The organism is Micrococcus luteus NCTC 2665, from assembly GCF_000023205.1.
Lineage (GTDB): Bacteria > Actinomycetota > Actinomycetes > Actinomycetales > Micrococcaceae > Micrococcus > Micrococcus luteus.
Genome location: NC_012803.1, coordinates 210,955 through 230,005, shown reverse-complemented (window position 1 = coordinate 230,005; position 19,051 = coordinate 210,955). Strand labels below are relative to the sequence as shown.

At 71.6% G+C, this 19,051-nt stretch carries 17 protein-coding genes and 2 pseudogenes; 8 read left to right on the top strand and 11 right to left on the bottom strand.

The window, feature by feature from the left end; translation table 11 throughout:
* Positions 1-39: 39 nt before the first annotated feature.
* The 3 genes and pseudogenes from MLUT_RS12655 to MLUT_RS23935 form a co-directional block, all read right to left on the bottom strand.
* Positions 40-432 carry a hypothetical protein gene (locus tag MLUT_RS12655; RefSeq protein ID WP_010079588.1) on the bottom strand — a complete coding sequence of 131 codons (393 nt, stop codon included), beginning with the start codon at positions 430-432 and terminating at the stop codon, positions 40-42.
* Between the two features lie 135 nt (positions 433-567).
* Positions 568-1,161, bottom strand: a complete 594-nt coding sequence (locus tag MLUT_RS12650) for a GNAT family N-acetyltransferase (protein ID WP_231936548.1) — start codon at positions 1,159-1,161, stop codon at positions 568-570.
* A 93-nt stretch (positions 1,162-1,254) separates the two neighbouring features.
* Positions 1,255-1,430: pseudogene (locus tag MLUT_RS23935) on the bottom strand (transposase); the annotation flags it as partial.
* A 247-nt stretch (positions 1,431-1,677) separates the two neighbouring features.
* On the opposite strand from MLUT_RS23935, the gene MLUT_RS12645 reads away from it, so the two are divergent.
* Positions 1,678-2,931, top strand: coding sequence for an IS256-like element ISMlu1 family transposase (locus MLUT_RS12645; RefSeq protein ID WP_010079590.1), 1,254 nt, complete (start codon positions 1,678-1,680; stop codon positions 2,929-2,931).
* 24 nt (positions 2,932-2,955) lie between these two features.
* Here MLUT_RS12645 and MLUT_RS12640 read toward each other — a convergent pair whose 3' ends face one another.
* Positions 2,956-3,666: a helix-turn-helix domain-containing protein gene (locus tag MLUT_RS12640; protein WP_010079591.1), complete on the bottom strand. Its 711-nt coding sequence runs from the start codon at positions 3,664-3,666 to the stop codon at positions 2,956-2,958.
* A gap of 248 nt (positions 3,667-3,914) precedes the next feature.
* Here MLUT_RS12640 and MLUT_RS12635 point away from each other — a divergent pair, with 248 nt between their 5' ends.
* Positions 3,915-4,160: a hypothetical protein gene (locus tag MLUT_RS12635; protein WP_010079592.1), complete on the top strand. Its 246-nt coding sequence runs from the start codon at positions 3,915-3,917 to the stop codon at positions 4,158-4,160.
* A gap of 126 nt (positions 4,161-4,286) precedes the next feature.
* Positions 4,287-5,608 (top strand): annotated as a pseudogene (locus MLUT_RS23305) (short-chain fatty acid transporter).
* Positions 5,609-5,781: 173 nt separating this feature from the next.
* Here the strand turns inward: MLUT_RS23305 and MLUT_RS12625 are convergent.
* Together MLUT_RS12625 and MLUT_RS12620 are read right to left on the bottom strand one after the other, a co-directional pair.
* Entirely contained in the window at positions 5,782-6,423 is a 642-nt protein-coding gene (locus MLUT_RS12625; RefSeq protein ID WP_010079593.1) for a thymidine kinase, read from the bottom strand.
* A gap of 8 nt (positions 6,424-6,431) precedes the next feature.
* On the bottom strand, positions 6,432-6,875 hold the full coding sequence (locus MLUT_RS12620) for a DUF3151 domain-containing protein (protein WP_012750707.1): 444 nt from the start codon (positions 6,873-6,875) through the stop codon (positions 6,432-6,434).
* A gap of 174 nt (positions 6,876-7,049) precedes the next feature.
* Between MLUT_RS12620 and MLUT_RS12615 the strand changes: the two genes are divergently transcribed.
* Positions 7,050-8,270, top strand: coding sequence for a hypothetical protein (locus tag MLUT_RS12615; RefSeq protein WP_012750706.1), 1,221 nt, complete (start codon positions 7,050-7,052; stop codon positions 8,268-8,270).
* A gap of 66 nt (positions 8,271-8,336) precedes the next feature.
* Here the strand turns inward: MLUT_RS12615 and aceB are convergent, their stop codons facing one another.
* Together aceB and aceA are read right to left on the bottom strand one after the other, a co-directional pair.
* The gene (aceB, locus tag MLUT_RS12610; RefSeq protein WP_010079596.1) at positions 8,337-10,100 is read right to left on the bottom strand and encodes a malate synthase A; all 1,764 of its coding nucleotides are present in this window, start codon (positions 10,098-10,100) and stop codon (positions 8,337-8,339) included.
* A 33-nt stretch (positions 10,101-10,133) separates the two neighbouring features.
* Positions 10,134-11,441: an isocitrate lyase gene (aceA, locus tag MLUT_RS12605; RefSeq protein WP_012750705.1), complete on the bottom strand. Its 1,308-nt coding sequence runs from the start codon at positions 11,439-11,441 to the stop codon at positions 10,134-10,136.
* A gap of 269 nt (positions 11,442-11,710) precedes the next feature.
* Between aceA and MLUT_RS12600 the strand changes: the two genes are divergently transcribed.
* Positions 11,711-13,177, top strand: a complete 1,467-nt coding sequence (locus tag MLUT_RS12600) for a helix-turn-helix domain-containing protein (RefSeq protein WP_010079597.1) — start codon at positions 11,711-11,713, stop codon at positions 13,175-13,177.
* A gap of 58 nt (positions 13,178-13,235) precedes the next feature.
* On the opposite strand, the gene fbaA is transcribed toward MLUT_RS12600, so the two are convergent.
* A complete protein-coding gene (gene fbaA / locus MLUT_RS12595; RefSeq protein ID WP_010079598.1) occupies positions 13,236-14,258 on the bottom strand; it encodes a class II fructose-bisphosphate aldolase in 1,023 nt (340 codons plus the stop codon).
* A 196-nt stretch (positions 14,259-14,454) separates the two neighbouring features.
* Between fbaA and MLUT_RS12590 the strand changes: the two genes are divergently transcribed.
* Together MLUT_RS12590 and MLUT_RS12585 are read left to right on the top strand one after the other, a co-directional pair.
* Positions 14,455-15,810, top strand: coding sequence for a lipase family protein (locus MLUT_RS12590; RefSeq protein WP_010079599.1), 1,356 nt, complete (start codon positions 14,455-14,457; stop codon positions 15,808-15,810).
* A 51-nt stretch (positions 15,811-15,861) separates the two neighbouring features.
* Positions 15,862-16,758, top strand: coding sequence for an SMP-30/gluconolactonase/LRE family protein (locus MLUT_RS12585; protein ID WP_012750704.1), 897 nt, complete (start codon positions 15,862-15,864; stop codon positions 16,756-16,758).
* Positions 16,759-16,841: 83 nt separating this feature from the next.
* On the opposite strand, the gene MLUT_RS12580 is transcribed toward MLUT_RS12585, so the two are convergent.
* Both MLUT_RS12580 and MLUT_RS12575 read right to left on the bottom strand, forming a co-directional pair.
* Positions 16,842-17,546 carry a TrmH family RNA methyltransferase gene (locus MLUT_RS12580; protein ID WP_010079600.1) on the bottom strand — a complete coding sequence of 235 codons (705 nt, stop codon included), beginning with the start codon at positions 17,544-17,546 and terminating at the stop codon, positions 16,842-16,844.
* Positions 17,510-17,878: a hypothetical protein gene (locus MLUT_RS12575; RefSeq protein WP_010079601.1), complete on the bottom strand. Its 369-nt coding sequence runs from the start codon at positions 17,876-17,878 to the stop codon at positions 17,510-17,512. The genes MLUT_RS12580 and MLUT_RS12575 overlap by 37 nt, the downstream gene beginning before the upstream one ends.
* 67 nt (positions 17,879-17,945) lie before the next feature.
* Between MLUT_RS12575 and MLUT_RS12570 the strand changes: the two genes are divergently transcribed.
* Positions 17,946-19,031 (top strand): magnesium and cobalt transport protein CorA, encoded by a 1,086-nt coding sequence (locus MLUT_RS12570; protein WP_010079602.1) that lies wholly within the window; start codon positions 17,946-17,948, stop codon positions 19,029-19,031.
* Positions 19,032-19,051: the final 20 nt, after the last annotated feature.

Here is a 19,051-nt window from a genome sequence, read left to right as displayed (position 1 = left end):
TTGAACAGTGTTCAGGAGTGTGGGACCATGACCCCGACGTCAGCGCCCGTGCCGGTCCAGAGGGACCGGCTCGGGCCGCGGCTGCTCCTCGAGCGTCGTCGTCGCCGCGAGGATGCCGTGGGCGGCGGCAGTGAGCACCGCGCCGAGCAGACCGGCCCCGACCGCCCGGACGCCGGCGTCGTCGATCGCGTTCAGCGCCAGCCCCGGAATGACCGCGGCCCCCATCAGCAGCATCACCCACGCGGTGGAGCCGGCTCCGGCGTAGAACACGTTGCGGCGAGCCTGCTCCGCCTCGACCCGGTGATGCACCCCTCGCAGGGCGAGCATCGCCCCGAGGGCCGTGACGGCCACCAGCGTCAGACCCCAGCCCAGCCCCAGGTCCTGCCGCAGCCCCGCGAACACACCGGCCGAACCCACCAGGGCAGACGCCACACCAATGCGCCACCGCCACTCACGCTCATTCCCCACCCGGCTCACAGCCCCATGCTGGCACACGGCCCTGGGAGGCGGAGCGGCACTGCGGACACCGGTACCCCTTCCCGGTCCACTGACGCCCGGCCGCCGGGATCACTCCTGCGTGAGGGACGAATGGAACTCCGAGGCGAGCATCGCGTAGGTGGCACCATCCACCCAACCGCGCGTGAGATGCAGAGACTCCTCCTTGAACGTGCCCTCGTGACGCATCCCCACCTTCTCCATGATGCGCAGACTCGGAGCGTTGTCCGCGAAGGCGTGAGCCTCCACGCGCCGCACACCGAGATCGTTGAACGCGAAGCCCAGCAGGGCTCGAGCAAGCTCCGTGCCATAGCCCTGCCCCGCCTGGCGCGGATCGATCGTCCAGCCGAGCTCGGCCTGGGCGTCCCGGGCTTCCTCCCGCGGGCCACCCTGACTCCACGCGTCCTGCACCGCGACCTTCCCGACACCGATGATGACGTCTCCAGCCCGCACGGTGAGGCGGTCCCCCGCCCCGAGGTAGGACTCACGCAGCGCGCCCTCACTCTCCGGGCGGCCGGAGGTCCACGCCCACACCTGCTCACGACGGCAGAAGCCCCACACGGAGGGTGCATCGAGACCCCGGAACGGGGTGAGGGTCAGCCGGCGGGTGCGCAGCGGGAAGCAGACGCCTCGACTCGCGGCGAGCTCCAGGAGAGGGGTGGCCATGACAGACAGGGTACGAACAAAAGTCCTCGAGTCGGCCTCCGGACAGACCAGCGCCCGCACCCTGCGTCGATGCCAGATCCACGCGGCCTCTCAGGGCCCGTTGACCTCGGGCAGATCCCGCCACGGAGTCCCGCACCTGCACCGGCAGGTGATCGCCTCGACCATCGTGCGGGCATCGGAGAAGGGTCGGCCCTGCCGGCTCGTGCGGTCTGGAGCAGCGGGGCGATCAGCTCCGATTTGGCGTCGGAGACGACCTGGAACCGGGACATGGCCTCCCCGGATCTCAGCGGATCCCTGGATCCATTCTCAGACACGCCCTAGGCCATCTCCAGCGTCGAGGCCCGCCTCACATCCGAGGAGGTCCTCCACGCTCAGGTGACGCGGCTCAGACACGAGTTGAGTCCCGCATAGTGGTGTAGCGCCCGGTGGTCGGGCACGTCGTTCCAGACGTGGACGCGGCCACCGTGTGATCCTTCGAGTCAACCTTCCACAGAATCCTCGAATGGAGTCATCACGATGACCGCTCCTCATATTGTCGACCCTGCCGGCCTGCTCGGCGAAGCCCTGTCCGAAGCATCCCCGGATTTGATGCGTTCGTTGCTGCAGACCGTGATCAACTCCCTGCTCTCCGCTGACGCCGACGCGGTGGTCGGCGCCGAATGGGGTAAACCCACCCCGGGCCGAGCTACCCAGCGCAACGGGTACCGGCACCGGGACCTGGACACCCGGGTCGGGACCCTGGACGTGGCGATCCCCAAACTCAGGTCGGGCACGTACTTCCCGGAGTGGCTGCTCGAGCGCCGCAAAAGGGCCGAATCCGCGCTGATCACGGTGGTCGCCGACTGCTACCTGGCCGGGGTCTCGACCCGGCGGATGGACAAACTGGTCAAGACCCTCGGGATCAACGCGCTGTCGAAGTCCCAGGTCTCGCGGATGGCCACCGAGCTGGACGAGCAGGTCGAGTCCTTCCGTCATCGCCCGCTCGGGGAGGCTGGGCCGTTCACGTTCGTGGCCGCCGACGCGCTGAGCATGAAGGTCCGCGAGGGCGGCCGGGTGGTCAACGCCGTGGTGCTGCTGGCCACCGGGGTCAATGGTGACGGCCACCGCGAGGTCCTCGGCCTGCGGGTGGCCACCTCGGAGACGGGGTCGGCGTGGAACGAGTTCTTCGCCGACCTGGTGGCCCGGGGCCTGACCGGAGTCCGCCTGGTCACTTCCGACGCCCACACCGGGCTCAAGGACGCCATCGCCGCGAACCTGCCCGGAGCGACCTGGCAGCGGTGCCGGACCCACTACGCGGCGAACCTGATGGGCATCACCCCCAAGTCCATGTGGCCGGCCGTGAAGGCCATGCTGCACTCGGTGTATGACCAGCCCGACGCCGCCAGCGTGGACGCCCAGTTCGACCGGCTGCTGGACTACGTCAGCGAAAAGCTGCCCGCGGTGGCCGAACACCTCGATGGTGCCCGGGCGGACATCCTGGCGTTCACCACGTTCCCCAAGGACGTGTGGACCCAGATCTGGTCGAACAACCCGGCCGAACGGCTCAACCGCGAGATCCGGCGTCGCACCGACGCCGTGGGCATCTTCCCGAACCGGGCAGCGATCGTGCGCCTGGTCGGGGCGGTGCTGGCTGAGCAGACCGATGAGTGGGCCGAGGGCCGCCGCTACCTCGGCCTCGAGGTGTTGGCCCGCTGCCGCCTCACCACCGTGGACGACACCGAGAACGAGGTGAACGCCGAACCGGAAACCACCCTCGAACTCAGCGCCTAACAGCACCAATGGAGGATCAGAGCGTTACACCACTACTCGGGACTTGACCCAGACACGATGCAACAGTCGATCGAGGGCCTCTCGCCCAGCGGCCCGCTCACGGACGTCGTCGGAGTCCATGAGGTCCAGCGCCACGACTGCCTCAGTGCGAAGCAGGGCGGAGGGATCCACGGGGGCAGGTATGTGGCGGATCACCACTTCCCCCGCCGCCGAGGCGTCGAGGCGGAGCCGCGACTGGAGAGCCTCCAGGTCGCCGAGCAGATAGCCCTCCTCTCGCTGGCTCCCTTCGACAGCGGCGAACCCGAAGCGGCGGGCGAGATCCGACTGATCCAGGGCGGACACCCCCGAGGGCACGAGAGCGTCGGCGAGCTTGGCTCGAGCTCGAGGCGAGGCGTGGAACCGGTGGGGCCGGGCCCTGTTCTCAGCCAGTCGGTGCATCTCGGCAGCGGTGAGCGTTCGCAGCCGGGAGCGCAGACGGGAGATCCGCGGCTGGTCGAGGAAGGCCCGTCCGTTTCCTCCGGCAAGGAGGTCGACGGCGGCCCAGGCGGTCCGCGGAGCCCAAGTGCGGCCGATACCCGGCGCCCTGCGGGCACGACGGGTCAGCGCGCGCTCATCGATGAACCAGGATTCTCCGAGGCGGCGGGCCGGCACATCACCGCGCTCGACGAGACGCCGCACATAGCGGTCGGAGACCTTGAGGCGCTCGGCGGCCTCCCCCACCGTCAGAAGAGTCATGCAAGAAGAGTACCGAAGCCGGACCTGTTCATGCATGCCCGGGGAGCCCTGGCTTTGAGACCCTGTCATGCCATGCGCCGAGAGCGCGTGGCCCTCTCTCTAGAGCCGTGCTCCACCAGAGCGGAGACGCAAGGGCCATCGACAGCAGCGCTTGGAAGGGGGCAACACGCCCTGGGGCGATCCCTTCGGCCTGGCGCTCCTTGATCCTTCGACGCGCGAACTCAGCGAATGCGGCCTGGATGCCGAGCATGAGTCCGGCTACGGGGGAAGTGCCGGGCCTGGGCACCGTGATCTCACTCGGACGAGACCTGCACGGTGCATCCCTTCTCGGTGAGCTCGTCCACGCTCGCGTACAGATTCCGGGTGACCCGGCCGAGCCGGGCCACGACGTCGTCGACCGCTGGGGAATCGACCGCGCCGATGCCCTCGTCAGCGAGCGCCCGGCCATGGACGTGGACCAGGCCCTGCCCGAGACGGCCGAGCGCCTAGAGTGATCCACATCACTCCCGCCTCGGCCTCTCCCCCTGACCAGGAGCCTCATGTCCGCCACGTCCACACGTCCGCCCACACCCGGGCCCTCGGGCCGCGCCGTCCGTGAAGGCACGTTCTTCAGCCGCGCCATGCGCCCGCTGAACACGACGATGGAGCGGTTCATCCCGTCCTCGCTCGTGTTCACCATCGTGCTCACGTTCGCGGTGGCAGCCCTGTGCCTGCTGCTCACTCCGGCCGGGCCGGCCGACGTCGTCGTGGGCTGGGGTGACGGCCTGTCCGGACTGCTGGCGTTCATCACGCAGATGGCGCTCGTGCTCATGCTCGGCCACATCCTGGCGAACACCGGTCCGGTGCGCCGCCTGCTCGCCCGCCTCGCCAGCATTCCCCGCACGCCCCTGGCCGCCTACATCTTCGTGTTCGTGGTGGCGGCGGCGGCCTCCCTCATCACGTGGGGCCTGGGCCTGGTGGTCGGTGCGCTGCTGGCCAAGGAGGTCGCGGCGCAGGCCCGTGAGCGCGGGCTGGCCCTGCACTTCCCGATGCTGGTGGCCGCCGGGTTCTCCGGGTTCGTGGTGTGGCACATGGGGTACTCGGGCTCCGGCCCGCTGACGGCCGCCACCCCCGGTTCATTCCTCACGGAGAGCCTGGGCGGCCGGACGGTCCCGGTCTCGGAGACCACCTTCTCCTGGTGGAACATCACCGCCGCCGTGGTGACCGTGCTCGTCGTGGCCCTGGCCCTGTTCCTCGTCGCCCCGCGCGCCGGGGACCGGATCGTGGAGCTGGAGATCGACGCGCGGGACCAGGACACCGTGTCCGCACCGGAGATCGAGACGCCGGCGGACCGCCTCGACGCCTCCCGTGTCCCCACACTCCTCGTCGGCGCCATGCTCGTGGCCTATCTGGTGATGCACTTCGTCGGCGGCGGCACCCTCACCCTGGACATCGTCAACTGGTCCTTCCTCGCGCTGATCCTGCTGCTGGTGCGCAGCCCGCACGAGCTGATCGGCCTCACCCAGTCGGCCGCGTCCAACGTGGGCGAGATCCTGCTGCAGTTCCCCTCTACGCGGGCATCCTCGGCATGATGACGACCACCGGCCTGGTGGCGGTGCTCTCGGACGCCTTCGTGGCGATCTCGAACCCGGTGACATTCGGCCTGCTGGCGTTCCTGGCCGCGGGTCTCGTGAACTTCTTCGTCCCCTCCGGCGGCGGACAGTTCGCCGTGCAGGGCCCGATCATGCTCCAGGCCGGCGACGCGCTCGGCGTGGACCCGGCCATCACCATCATGGCCGTCTCCTACGGCGACCAGTGGACCAACATGATCCAGCCGTTCTGGGCGATCCCCCTTCTGGCGATCGCCGGCCTGAAGATGCGCGACATCCTGGGGTACACCACGGTCGTGCTGCTCGCGTCGGGGCTCGTCTTCGGCGGCACGCTCCTGCTCGTCTCGCTCTGAGCCGGCCGGCCGATGCGGGCCAGGACAGGCGAAGGGCCCCGGGATCACCGGGGCCCTTCGTCTGTCATCACTCGCACCTTCATCACTCGCACCTCGATGAAGTGGTTCCACCGTACGAACCGAGCATGGGCGCAGCCGTCATGCAGCCTGGCAGTTGCCTGGCAATGGCCGCCTCAGCCCAGGGCACCGCCGGACTCCGCCAGGTAGCACGTGCCGCACAGGGACTCGTAGGTCACCTGGACACCGTCGATCGCCACCTGGTCCCCCTCGAACACGAAGTGCTCGGCGCCCGTGGCCGGGTCCACGACCTTGCGCGTGTTGAACACCGCCTTCCGGCCGCACCGGCAGATGGTCTTCAGCTCCTCGAGGGAGTGCGCCAGCTCCAGCAGCCGCGCGGAGCCCGGGAAGGAGCGGGTGCGGAAGTCGGTGCGCAGCCCGTAGGCGATCACGGGGACGCCGTCGAGCACGGCGATGCGCAGCAGGTCGTCCACCTGCGCCGGCTCGAGGAACTGCGCCTCGTCCACGAGAAGGCACGCCACGGGCGGAGCCTCCACGTGCCCCACGAGGGCGTCCGGGTCGTCACCGGTGGCGTGCCGGCGGAACAGCTCCCGCACGTCCGCTCCCGCCGGGACGAGGAAGTCCACGGCGCGGGTCACACCGAGGCGGGACACGACGTCGCCCTCCCCCTTCACGTCCACCTCCGGCTTGGCCAGCAGCACCCGCTGGCCGCGCTCCTCGTAGTTGAAGGCGGCCTGCAGCAGGCCCGTGGACTTGCCGGAGTTCATGGCCCCGTAGCGGAAGTAGAGCTTGGCCACGGCTCCGCTCAGCCCTGGGCGCGGCCCTGGCCGGCCTCGATCTGCTCTGCGGCCGTGGGGTCCGAGTCCCGCAGGAAGGTGCGGATGCGCTCGACCTCCTCGGACTCCCCGATCCCGGCGGCCGCGCGGCCCAGCGCGTACAGGGCGCGCAGGAAGCCGCGGTTGGGCTCGTGGGCGTACGGCACCGGGCCGGCGCCGCGCCACCCCGCCCGGCGCAGCGCGTCCAGACCCCGGTGGTAGCCGACGCGGGCGTACGCATAGGAGTCCACGGTCCGGCCCTCGGCCCACGCGTCCTCCGCCATGAGCGCCCACACCAGGGAGGACTCGGGCGCCACCGGCACGATGTCCTCGGGCAGGTCACCTGCCTCGAGCCGGGCCAGCACCTCCGGCTCCTCCGGCAGGCGCGTGGCCGGCGGCTCCATCAGGTTCTTGCCGATCAGGGACTCGGACATGGGATGCCTCTTCTCCTCGCGGACGATGCGGTCGCGGCCGAGTCTATCGACGGCGCCGGACGCCGGACGGATCGCCGTCCCCGCGTCCAGGACGGTCCGGTACCGTAGGCGCAGCGTCCGTCCGCAGCCCCACGCTCCCGGGGCCGGGCCGCCGATGCCGTCGAAGGAGCCTCCATGACCCACCCCGCGCCCGCCCGCCGCCGTGCCCCGCTGGCCGTCGGCGTCGCCGCCCTCGCCCTCGCCCTGGCCGGCTGCGGCTCGGCCGGCCAGTCCGGTGAGCCCGCCTCGTCGACCGCCGCGGCACCCAGCGGATCGGCGGCCTCGGCCGCGGCCGGCTCGGCCACGGAGAGCCCCACCGACCCCGCGTCCGCCGCGGCGTCCCGCGTCCGTGAGGCCCTCGCGTCGGAGTCCGCCGAGGGCACCCCGCGCGCCGAGCCGCGTCAGGCGTTCGAGACCGTCGGCCCGGGCATCAAGGACGGCGCCGCCACCGAGGCCTGGAAGAACACGGCCGCGGTCCGCAACGACACCGTCTCCGTGATGGACTGCACGCGCGACGTCCTGGACCAGCGCACCCTGGACGCCGTCGCCACGCACATCCCGGACAGCTCGAACATCGAGATCGTGCAGCTGTTCGCCTCGCAGGACGAGACCCACGAGTTCCTCACCTGCGTCTACAACGGCTACTTCGAGTACAGCCCCGGCATGCCCCTGGCACAGGTCCACTACCAGCACAACCGGGACGGCTCCCGCCTGGAGTGGTGTCAGGAGGAGCCCGCCACCGTGGCGGACGAGTACACGTTCGACCCGAAGACCGGCAAGGGGCTGCTCGCCCTGCTGCGCCCGGGCATGGTCGGAGGCCAGGACGGCGCCCCCCTGCTGCCCCAGCGCACCGCGTGGGCCTGCTCCGAGGACGGCAGCGAGATGGTCTCCGTGACCATGGGCTCCATGGAGGGCTTCGGCGACGCCAACGGCGGCCTCACCCAGGTGAAGAACTCGCCGGTCGCGCAGAGCACCACCCTCGTCACCGAGACCCGCGACCACCTCGCGGACACCGTGCTGAAGGACGCCGGGGAGTTCCAGGAGGTCATCAAGCTCAGCTCGCCGTTCTTCCTGAACGCGCAGATGGACGAGGAGACCCTGGCCAAGGCCCGGGAGATCCCCACCGGTCGCGTGCCCGACGAGCTGCTGAACGACCAGTCCACGATCGACCGCCCCGAGGGTGCCCCGGGCCCCGTGGCCCCGGGCCAGCCGCCGCGGCCGTTCCAGGGGGCCGCGCGGGAGGCCGCCGAGTCTCAGCGGGCCGCGGAGGCGTCCGCCTCGGCGTCGGCCAGCCCGTCACCGACGAAGTCGGCCTCGGCCTCGGCCTCGCCGTCCCCCTCCACGTCCGGGGACTGACGTCCCGGCACGACGACGGCCGGTCACCTCGTGAGGTGACCGGCCGTCGTCGTGGGACCCGGCGGATCAGGCCTTCGCCGCGGCGTCGTCCTGGCCGGCGAAGTGGCGCCGGTACGCGCCCACGGTGAGGAACGCCGGGTACTCCGGCGGCAGGGCCGACTCGCAGAACACGCGCACCGCGTCCTCGAACCGGTGGCCCTCGGGCAGCGGGCCGGCGAGGATCCGAGCGTGCTCCTCGCGGATCAGCTGCTCCATCCAGCCGCGGTTGGCGGTCCGCACGCCGCCCTCGGTCAGCTGCACACCGGTGCCGTTGTGTGCCCACTGCCAGATCTGGGACCGGGAGATCTCCGCCGTGGCGGCGTCCTCCATGAGTCCGTGGATCGCGGCGGCGCCGTTCCCCCGCAGCCAGGACTCGATGTAGCGGATCCCGACCTCGATGTTCATCCGCACGCCGGCCTCGGTCACCGAGCCCGTGGTCGCGGCGACGTCGAGCAGGGCGGCCTCGTCCGGCACCACGTCCTCGCGGCGGCGGGTGCGGATCTGGTTCGGGGCCTCGCCGAGCACGGCATCGAACTCCTCCCGGGCGACCGGCACGAGGTCCGGGTGCGCCACCCACGAGCCGTCGAAGCCGTCGCCGGCCTCGCGGGCCTTGTCCGCGCGCACCTTCTCCAGCGCGGCGGCGTTGGCCTCCTCGTTCCGGCGGTCCGGGATCACGGCGGACATGCCGCCGATCGCCGAGGCGCCGCGCCGGTGGCAGGCCCGGACCAGCTGCTCCGTGTAGGCCCGCATCATCGGCTGGGTCATGGTCACCTCCGAGCGGTCCGGGAGGACGAACTCGGCCCCGCGGTCCCGGAAGTTCTTGATGATGGAGAAGATGTAGTCCCAGCGGCCGGCGTTCAGGCCAGCGGCATGGTTGCGCAGCTGGTACAGGATCTCCTCCATCTGGAACGCCGCGGTGATCGTCTCGATCAGCACGGTGGCCCGGATGGTGCCCTGGGGGATGCCCAGCTCGTCCTGCGCCGCCACGAACACGCAGTTCCACAGCCGCGCCTCGAGATGGGACTCGAGCTTGGGCAGGTAGAAGTACGGGCCGTGGCCGCGGCGGATCAGCTCGTCGGCGTTGTGGAAGAAGTACAGGCCGAAGTCCACGAGGGCGCCGGCCATCGGCTCGCCGTCCACACGGATGTGGTCCTCGAGGAGGTGCCAGCCGCGCGGGCGGACGATGATGGTCGGCCGGTCCGTGAGCTCGCGCTCGCGCAGCCGGTACTCCTTGCCCTCGGGGGAGGTGAAGTCGATCTGGTCGCGGATCGCGTCGAACAGGTTGACCTGCCCGTCCAGCATCCGGTCCCAGGACGGCGTCGAGGAGTCCTCGAAGTCGGCGAGCCAGCCCGAGGCGCCCGAGTTGAGGGCGTTGATCGTCATCTTCCGATCCACGGGGCCGGTGATCTCCACGCGGCGGTCCTGCAGGCCGGGGGCCAGCGGCGCCACACGCCAGGAGTCGTCCTCGCGGACCCGGCGGGTGGACCGCAGGTAGTGCGGGTTCCATCCGTCGGTGATGCGGCGCCGGGTGTACTCCCGCTCCTCGAGCAGCCGCCGGCGGCGGTCCTCGGCCAGCCGGTGCAGGCGGCCGAGGAACGCCAGCGCCTCGTCCGTGAGGATCTCGGCCTGCCGCCCGTCGACCGGCCCGTGGACGGTCACCACGGGGGCGGCGCCCTCGGGGATGACGACGGGGATGGCCTGGGTGCTCACGTCATGCGGCAGGGGCGTGTGCTCCCGAACGTCGTCGGCATGGATCTCGTGCAGGGTGGGGGTCGTGGTCTGCGGGCTCATGGGACTGCCTCCTCGCGGTCTCGGCTGAGCGGATCAGTGGAACTGGCCGGACTCCGTGGAGCCCGCCAGGGCCACCGTGGAGCTGTCCGGGTTGATGGCGGTGGACACGGCGTCGAAGTAGCCGGTGCCGACCTCGCGCTGGTGCTTGGTCGCGGTGTAGCCGCGGGCCTCGTCGGCGAACTCGCGCTCCTGCAGCTCGACGTACGCGGACATCTGGCGCTCGTTGTATCCCTTGGCCAGGTCGAACATCGAGTGGTTCAGGGCGTGGAAGCCGGCCAGCGTGATGAACTGGAAGGTGTAGCCCATGGCGCCCAGCTCGCGCTGGAACTTGGCGATGGTGTCGTCGTCGAGGTTCTTCTTCCAGTTGAACGACGGCGAGCAGTTGTAGGCCAGCATCTGGTCCGGGAACTCGGCCTTGACGGCCTCGGCGAACTTCCGGGCCAGCTCGAGGTCCGGCGTGCCGGTCTCCATCCAGATCAGGTCCGCGTGCGGGGCGTAGGCCTTGGCGCGGGCGATGCAGGGCTCGACGCCGTTGCGGACCTTGTAGAAGCCCTCCGCGGTGCGCTCACCGGTGATGAACTCGGCGTCGCGCTCGTCCACGTCCGAGGTGATCAGCGTGGCCGCCTCGGCGTCGGTGCGGGCGATGATCACGCTGGGCACGTCGGCGACGTCGGCGGCCAGGCGGGCGGCGTTGAGCGTGCGGATGTGCTGGCCGGTGGGGATGAGCACCTTGCCGCCGAGGTGGCCGCACTTCTTCTCGGAGGCCAGCTGGTCCTCCCAGTGCACGCCGGAGGCGCCGGCCGTGATCATCGACTTCATGAGCTCGTAGGCGTTGAGCGGGCCGCCGAAGCCAGCCTCGGCGTCGGCCACGATCGGCACGAGCCAGTCCTCGACGCTGCTGACGCCCTCGGCGTGCTCGATCTGGTCCGCGCGCAGCAGGGCGTTGTTGATGCGGCGCACCACCTGCGGCACGGAGTTGGCCGGGTACAGGGACTGGTCCGGGTACGTGTGGCCGGAGAGGTTGGCGTCCGCGGCGACCTGCCAGCCGGAGAGGTAGATGGCGCGCAGCCCGGCCTTGACCTGCTGGACGGCCTGGTTGCCGGTGAGGGCGCCGAGGGCGTTGGTGAACTCACCGCGGGCGTTCTCGTCCTTCAGCTGGGTCCACAGCTTCTCGGCACCGCGGCGGGCCAGCGTGTGCTCCTCCTGGATGCGGCCGCGGAGACGGACGACGTCCTCGGCGGTGAAGCTGCGCTCGACGCCGGCCCAGCGGGGGTTGTTGTCCCAGTCGTGCTGGAGCTGTTCGGCGGAGGCGGGAGTGGAGTGGTGGGGCTGGGTGGTCATGACGTCCTCCTGAGGATCGGTCCGGTTCGGTGAAGGGTTCGGTGCGACGTGTCCGCCGCTGCCGTTGACATCCACCTTGGCCCCGGGCAAGGCCCTCTGGAGCACAAAATCGGTGGAAACTCCGGCCGTTCCTGCCACTGGGTCAGAACGTGACGGTCCTTGCGCCCCGGTGTGGTCTGGATCACGGCCATGGCCCCCCGGTTGTCAAGAATGTGACTTTCTTTCCGTCACACGTGATCTCCTCCCCGGTTCCGTCTACAGTTCCGCGCATGATGACCCGCCCGCTTCCCGAGGACAGCGCGACCGTGGACGCCGTCGCGCTGGGCCGCCGCGTCCGGCACCTGCGCAAGCAGGCCGGCCTCACCCTGGACCAGCTCGCGGAGCGCACGGGAGTGAGCGGCTCGCACCTGTCCCTCGTGGAGAACGCCCGCCGCGAGCCGCGGCTCTCGCTGGTCCAGCGGATCGCGGAGGTCCTGGGCGTGCCGGTCGAGGACCTGCTCACCGGCCGGGCCCCCACCCGTCGGGCCGAACTGGAGATCGAGGTCGAACGGTTCGCGCGCTCGGAGCACTACGCCTCCCTCGGCCTGCCCCCGCTGCGCATCGGGCCCCGCACCCCCACCGAGGTCCTCGAGGTGATCGCGGGGCTGGAGGCCGAGCTGCGCCGTCGCCTGGAGGAGCAGGCCGCCACCCCCGAGGAGGCGCGCCGCGCCAACGCCCAGCTGCGCGCGCAGATGCGCGCGGTGGACAACCACTACCCCGATCTCGAGGCCGAGGCGCATCGGCTGCTCGACGCGATCGGCCATACGGGCGGGCCGCTGGGCCTGCACGCCGTCTCGGAGCTGGCCGAGCACCTCGGCTTCACCCTGCGCTTCGTCCCGGACCTGCCGCACTCCACGCGCTCCGTCACGGACCTCAAGCACGGGCGCATCCACATCAGCGGCTCCCGCTCCTCGGACCACGACCGCCGCACCGTGGTGCTCCAGGCCCTCGCCGCCGCCGTCCTGGGCCACGGCGAGCCGCGGGACTACGAGGACTTCCTCGCCCAGCGTGTGGCGGTGAACTACCTGGCGGGCGCGCTGCTCATGCCGCAGCGGGCGGCATCGTCGCTGCTGCGGGCCGCCCAGAAGCGCCGGGACCTGTCCGTGGACGACCTGAAGGACGCGTTCGGCGTCTCCTACGAAGCCGCCGCGCACCGGTTCACCAACCTGGCCACTGTGGACCTGGGCATCCGCTGCCACTTCCAGAAGGTCCACGAGACCGGGGTGATCCACAAGGCCTACGAGAACGACGGGATCGTGTTCCCCGCCGACCACACCGGTGCGATCGAGGGCCAGCAGGCGTGCCGGAAGTGGGGCGCGCGGCAGGCCTTCTCCCGCAACGACCGGTTCCGCGCCCACACGCAGTACACGGACTCGCCCAACGGGACGTTCTGGTGCACCTCGATGATCGAGAACGGTCCCGACGGGCTGTTCGCCCTCTCCGTGGGCACCCCGTTCGAGCAGGCCCGGCACTTCCGCGGCGCGGACACCCGCCACCGGGTCACCTCCACGTGCCCCGATCCGCGCTGCTGCCGCCGTCCCGACCCCGAGCTCGAGGCCGCGTGGGGCGGGCACGTGTGGCCCGCGGCCCGCATGCACGCGCATCTGCTGGCGGCCATGCCCACGCAGACCTTCCCCGGTGTGGACGAGCGTGAGGTCTTCGAGTTCCTCCAGGCCCAGGAGGAGCGGGAGGGCTGAAACGACGCCGGCCCGCACCCTCGCGTGAGGGTGCGGGCCGGTGCGGCGGAGGGCGGGGTCAGCCGATGCTCTTGCCGGCCGAGTTCAGCTCGGTGCAGGCCTGGACCACGCGGGCGGCCATGCCCTCCTCGGCCTTGGCACCCCACACGCGGGGGTCGTACTGCTTCTTGTCGCCGACCTCGCCGTCGACCTTCAGGACGCCGTCGTAGTTCTCGAACATGTGCCCTGCCACGGGGCGGGTGAACGCGTACTGGGTGTCCGTGTCCACGTTCATCTTCACGACGCCGTACTCCACCGAGTCGGCGATCTCCTGGGCGGCGGAGCCGGAGCCGCCGTGGAACACGAGGTCGAACGGGCGCTCCCTGCCGAACTTCTCACCCACGGCCTGCTGGATCTCCTGCAGGATCTCCGGGCGCAGCTTCACGTTGCCTGGCTTGTAGACACCGTGCACGTTGCCGAAGGTCAGCGCGGTGAGGTAGCGACCGTTCTCGCCGAGGCCGAGTGCCTCCACCGTGGCGATGCCGTCCGCCACGGTGGTGTAGAGCTTCTCGTTGATCTCGTGGGCCACGCCGTCCTCCTCGCCGCCCACGACGCCGATCTCCACCTCGAGGATCTGCTTGTTGGCGTGGGTGCGGGCGAGCAGCTCGCGGCCGATCCGCAGGTTCTCCTCGAGGGTCTCGGCGGAGCCGTCCCACATGTGGGAGTTGAAGATCGGGTCGCGCCCGGCCTTCACCTCGGCCTCGGAGGCGTCCAGCAGGGGCAGGACGAAGTCCTCGAGCTTGTCCTGGGGGCAGTGGTCCGTGTGCAGGGCGATGTTCACGGAGTGCTTCTTGGCGACCTCGCGCGCGAACGCGGCGAACGCCAGCGAGCCGGCGACCATGTCCTTCACGGAGGAGCCGGAGAAGTAGGCGGCACCGCCGGTGGAGACCTGGATGATGCCGTCCGAGCCGGCCTCGGCGAAGCCGCGGATGGCGGCGTTCAGGGTCTGGGAGCTGGTGACGTTGATCGCCGGGTAGGCGAAGGCGCCGTTCTTGGCGGCGTCGATCATCTCGGCGTACTTCTCCGGGGATGCGATGGGCATGCTGCAGCTCCTAGGCGTCGTCGACTCGGACAGGCGGGGGAGCGCGGCGGGCGCGACACCCTCGGGCTCATCCTATCCGCGCGGCCGGACCCGCCCCAGGGCCCCGGGCCCGACGGCGACGCCGGCCTGGGCGCGGCCCCGTCGCTGGCCTAGAGTGAGCTGCGTCACATCTGCATCCGAGAGACCGGAGACCGCCATGGCCCCCGCCCACCGCCCCTCCCGCCCCCTCGCCCTGGCCGCCGCCGTGGCCGTCGTCGCCGGGTTCGGCGCGCCACACGCGGCCCTGGCCCAGGAGTCCGCCCCTGCCCCGGACGCGCCGGAGGTGAGCTCCGCCGTCGAGGACCTCTCGCAGCCGGCCACGACGGCCGAGGACGCCCGCTGGAACGCGGCCCGGGACACCCTGGCGGCCGCCTCGGCCGACGACCCCTTCTACCTGCCGCCCACCGTCGTGCCCGCGACCCCCGGCGCCCTGATCCGCACCGAGCCCACCGCCTTCTACCTGGACCCGGTGCGGCTGGTGCAGGTGCCCGCGCACGCCACGCGCATCATGTACGCCTCGCAGGACGCCCAGGGCCGACCCATCGCCGTGACCGGCACCGTGCTGACCCCCACCGCCCCGTGGACGGGCGGCGGCGAGCGCCCCGTGATCGGCTACGCAGTGGGGACCCAGGGGGCGGCGGACCGCTGCGCCCCCTCGCGCACCCTCTCCACCGGCGTGCAGTACGAGGGCGTCGGGATCACGTCCCTGCTGAGCCGCGGCCACGCCGTGGTGGTCACCGACTACGAGGGCCTGGGCACCCCGGGCACGCACACCTACATGGTCCGGGAGGCCCAGGCACACGCCGTCCTCGACGCGGTGCGCGCGGCCGCCCAGGTGTCGGGGTCGGGCGTCACCGCGACCGCGCCGGTCGCGCTCGCGGGCTACTCGCAGGGCGGCGGGGCGGCCGCGGCCGCCGCCGAGCTCGCGCCCGACTACGCCCCGGAGCTGGACCTCAAGGGCGCCTACGCGGGCGCCCCGCCGGCCGACCTCGTGCAGGTCGCGGGCCGGATCGACGGCGGTCTCTACGCGGCCTTCCTGCTCTACGCGATGGCCGGGCAGCTCGCCGCGTACGACGTGGACCCGGCCACGCACCTCAACGAGACCGGCCTGACGGCCCTCGACGGCGCGGCCGAGACCTGCCTGGCAGGCAGCCTCGCCTACGCGCACCTCGACTCCGCCACGCTGACCCACACGGGGCAGGACTTCCCTGAGCTCGTCCGCTCCGACGCCGAGCTGGCCGGGATCCTCGCCGAGCAGCGGATCGGCGCGCAGGGCCGCCGTCCCGAGGTGCCGGTGATGATCGCGCACTCCGTCACGGACGACGTCATCCCGTACCGCGCCGGCCGCGACCTGGGCCGCCGCTGGTGCGCGGAGGGCGCGCGGGTGCGCTTCGACCCGCTCCTCACCCCGACCCACGTGGGCGGCCACGTGGCCTCCCTGCCGCGGATGGGGGCGTTCCTGGACGCGACCCTCGCCGACCGCTGGACCGCCGACTCGTGCGGGTGGTTCTGAGCCTCGGCTAGCGTCGGGGCCAGGACCGTCCCGCCCACCGAAGGAGCAGCCATGCGCGCCGAGCAGGTCACCGATCCCATCGCCTACCACGGCGAGGGCCCCGTCTGGGCCGCCTCGTGGGGCAGCGCCGCCGAGGGCGTGACCGCCGGCGGCGGCCTGCGCTGGGTGGACATGCTCGCCGGGGACGTCCTGTCCCTGCGCGCCGACGGCACGGTGGACCGCACGCACGTCGGCGACGTGGCCGCCGCGCTGCGCCCGCGTGCGGGGGGTGGCGCCGTCGTCGCGGTGGAGCGGGGCTTCGCCCTGATCTCGCCCGAGGGCGAGCTGACGACGCTGCCCGAGCTGTGGGACGCGGACGCCGGGATCCGGATGAACGAGGGCGGCTGCGACCCGGACGGCCGGTTCCACTGCGGCACCATGGCGTACGCCAAGACCCCCGGCGCCGCGAACCTCTACCGGCTCGCCCCCGGGCCCGACGGCGGCGCCGGCGAGGTGGACGTCGTGCTGACCGACGCGACGACGTCCAACGGCCTGGAGTGGAGCCCGGACGGCACACGGGCCTACTACAACGACACCCCCACACGGCAGGTGGCCGTGTTCGACTACTCCCGCGAGGAGGGCCTGACGAATCGGCGCGTGCTCGTGGACGTGCTCGACGGCGAGGGCAAGCCGGACGGACTCACCGTGGACGCCGAGGGCGGGATCTGGGTGGCCGTGATCAGCCACGGGCGGATCCACCGGTACACGCCCGAGGGGACGCTCGACGAGGTGGTCGAGGTGCCCGTGCAGAAGACGACGGCGTGCACCTTCGGCGGCGACGACCTCGGCACCCTCTACATCACCACCTCCTGGGAGAACCTGGAGCGCGGCGAGGACCCGCTGGCCGGGGCCCTGTTCGCCGTCCGCCCGGGGGTGACGGGCCTGCCGGCCCGCCCCTTCGCGGGCTGACGCCGTCACGCCGCACGTCGTCGGCGCGGTCTTGCGCGGTCCTGCGCCGCGAGCCAGACGAATCTGCGGTCCAGAGGCTCCTTTCAGCGCGGAATCGTCTGGCTCGCGCCGGACTCAGGGGACGCCGCGTGCTGCCGGATCCACGCGTGCATCGCGATGCCGGCGGCCACGCCCGCGTTGATCGAGCGGGTGGAGCCGTACTGCGCGATGGACAGCACCGCGCTCGACGCCGCCCGCACCTCCGCAGAGAGCCCCGGCCCCTCCTGCCCGAAGACGAGCACGCAGGCGCGCGGGAAGTCGAAGGTCTCCACCGGCACCGACTCGGGGAACAGGTCCACGCCGAGCACGGGCAGCCCCTCCCCCGCCGCCCACGCGGTGAACGCCTCCACCGTCTCGTGGTGGCGCACGTGCAGGTAGCGGTCGGTGACCATGGCGCCGCGCCGGTTCCAGCGGCGCCGCCCGATGATGTGCACCCCGGCCGCGTTGAACGCGTTGGCGGTGCGCACGACGGTGCCGATGTTCAGGTCGTGCTGCCAGTTCTCGATGGCCACGTGGAACGGGTGCCGCCGCGCGTCGAGGTCCGCGACGATCGCCTCGAGGCTCCAGTAGCGGTAGCGGTCGAGGACGTTGCGGCGGTCGCCGTGCGCGAGCAGCTCCGGGTCGTAGCGGGGGTCCTCCGGCCACGGGCCGGTCCACGGGCCGACGCCGACCTCGCGGGGCGCGGTGCCGTCGTCGGCCGGCGCGGGCTCGCTCAGCGGCCGGCCTCGGACCGGTCGACGGCGGCCCACGCGGCCCCGGCGGACACCGCGGCCACGGAGAGCACGGCCGGCCACGCGCCGATCTTCTTGGCCAGCGGGTGTGAGGCGCCGAAGCCGCCGAGGTACAGGGCGGCCAGGCCCCCGGTGACGGCCGGCCCCCTCTTGGCCAGCCACGTCCGGCCGGCGTACAGGCCGGCGGCGGCCAGCACGACGCCGCCGAGCGGGCGGATGCCGGTCTCACGGGCGGTCAGGTAGCCGCCGACCAGACCGAACGCGGTGATCGGGGCGGTGGAGACGGCGTGGGCGGGGAGCAGGGTCTTGCCGTCACGGACGACGGGCGGGGCATGGCGCGGAGTCTTCATGGCGCCACCGTAGCGCGCATCCGGGAATATGCCGGGGGCCACCGTCGGGGAGAATGTCCTGGTGAGCATGATCGACAACGCCGTGTACGTGGACGGGCGGCGCGTCCACACCCCCTCCACCCTCGAGGACACCTGGGAGGAGTGCGAGCGCACCGGCGGCATGGTCTGGCTGGGCCTGTACCGCCCGGACGTGGCCGAACTCCAAGCGGTCGCGGAGGAGCTGCGCCTGCACCCGCTCGCCGTCGAGGACGCCCTCGCCGGGGGCGAGCGCGCCAAGCTGGACCGCTACGGCGAGGACTCGTTCATGGTCCTGCACCCGGCCCGCTACATCGACCGCACCGAGACCGTGGAGTTCGGCGAGCTGAGCGTCTTCACCGGCGAGCACTACGTGGTGACGGTGCGTCACGCGGAGGAGCCGGACCTGGCCGCCGTGCGTCGGTCCCTGGAGACGGAGGGCCGCGAGCGCCTCGCGATGGGGCCGTGGCAGGTCACCCTGGAGATCCTGGACCGGGTCGTGGACGACTACGTCCCCGTGGCCGACGGCCTCGAACAGGACATCGAGGAGATCGAGGGCCAGGTCTTCGCCGGCGACGGGCACGTCTCCCGGCGCATCTACCAGCTCTCCCGCGAGGTGTTGAACTTCCAGCACGCCATCCGCGCGCTGCCGTCCATCGTGGAGCAGCTCCAGGAGGAGGTGCGCACCCGCATGCACGAGGACACCCGCCGCCTCGACGCCGACGGCCTACCCCGGCGCGACGACGCCCACGGGTGGGAGGACGAGGAGCTCAGCGATCAGGCGCGCCTCGAGGTGGAGAACCTGCACCGCCTGCGTGACGTCCACGACCACACCGTCCAGATCAACGAGCGCGTGACGACCATGCGCCAGATGCTCCACAGCGCCCTCGAGCTGGACTCGACGCTGGCGTCGAAGCGGCTGTCCGAGCAGTCGATCGCCCAGAACGAGCAGGTCAAGCAGATCTCGTCCTGGGCGGCGATCATCTTCGCGCCGCAGCTGGTGGGCTCGGTCTATGGCATGAACTTCGACGGCATGCCCGAGCTGCACTGGGCGTTCGGCTATCCGTTCGCCCTGGGACTCATGCTGGCGGTGGCCCTCACCCTCTTCGTGCTGTTCAAGCGCGCGGACTGGCTCTAGGGCGTGTTGCTAAAGGGTTC

Excerpts from the sequence above, each read along its gene's own strand:
- MLUT_RS12590 (WP_010079599.1), top strand. The coding sequence starts at position 14,455 with ATGGCCCCCGCCCACCGCCCCTCCCGCCCCCTCGCCCTGGCCGCCGCC.
- aceB (WP_010079596.1), bottom strand. The coding sequence starts at position 10,100 with ATGAGCCCGCAGACCACGACCCCCACCCTGCACGAGATCCATGCCGAC.
- aceA (WP_012750705.1), bottom strand. The coding sequence starts at position 11,441 with ATGACCACCCAGCCCCACCACTCCACTCCCGCCTCCGCCGAACAGCTC.
- MLUT_RS12575 (WP_010079601.1), bottom strand. The coding sequence starts at position 17,878 with ATGAAGACTCCGCGCCATGCCCCGCCCGTCGTCCGTGACGGCAAGACC.
- MLUT_RS12650 (WP_231936548.1), bottom strand. The coding sequence starts at position 1,161 with ATGGCCACCCCTCTCCTGGAGCTCGCCGCGAGTCGAGGCGTCTGCTTC.
- fbaA (WP_010079598.1), bottom strand. The coding sequence starts at position 14,258 with ATGCCCATCGCATCCCCGGAGAAGTACGCCGAGATGATCGACGCCGCC.
- MLUT_RS12585 (WP_012750704.1), top strand. The coding sequence starts at position 15,862 with ATGCGCGCCGAGCAGGTCACCGATCCCATCGCCTACCACGGCGAGGGC.
- MLUT_RS12615 (WP_012750706.1), top strand. The coding sequence starts at position 7,050 with ATGACCCACCCCGCGCCCGCCCGCCGCCGTGCCCCGCTGGCCGTCGGC.
- MLUT_RS12570 (WP_010079602.1), top strand. The coding sequence starts at position 17,946 with ATGATCGACAACGCCGTGTACGTGGACGGGCGGCGCGTCCACACCCCC.
- MLUT_RS12620 (WP_012750707.1), bottom strand. The coding sequence starts at position 6,875 with ATGTCCGAGTCCCTGATCGGCAAGAACCTGATGGAGCCGCCGGCCACG.
- MLUT_RS12600 (WP_010079597.1), top strand. The coding sequence starts at position 11,711 with ATGATGACCCGCCCGCTTCCCGAGGACAGCGCGACCGTGGACGCCGTC.
- MLUT_RS12645 (WP_010079590.1), top strand. The coding sequence starts at position 1,678 with ATGACCGCTCCTCATATTGTCGACCCTGCCGGCCTGCTCGGCGAAGCC.
- MLUT_RS12635 (WP_010079592.1), top strand. The coding sequence starts at position 3,915 with ATGAGTCCGGCTACGGGGGAAGTGCCGGGCCTGGGCACCGTGATCTCA.
- MLUT_RS12640 (WP_010079591.1), bottom strand. The coding sequence starts at position 3,666 with ATGACTCTTCTGACGGTGGGGGAGGCCGCCGAGCGCCTCAAGGTCTCC.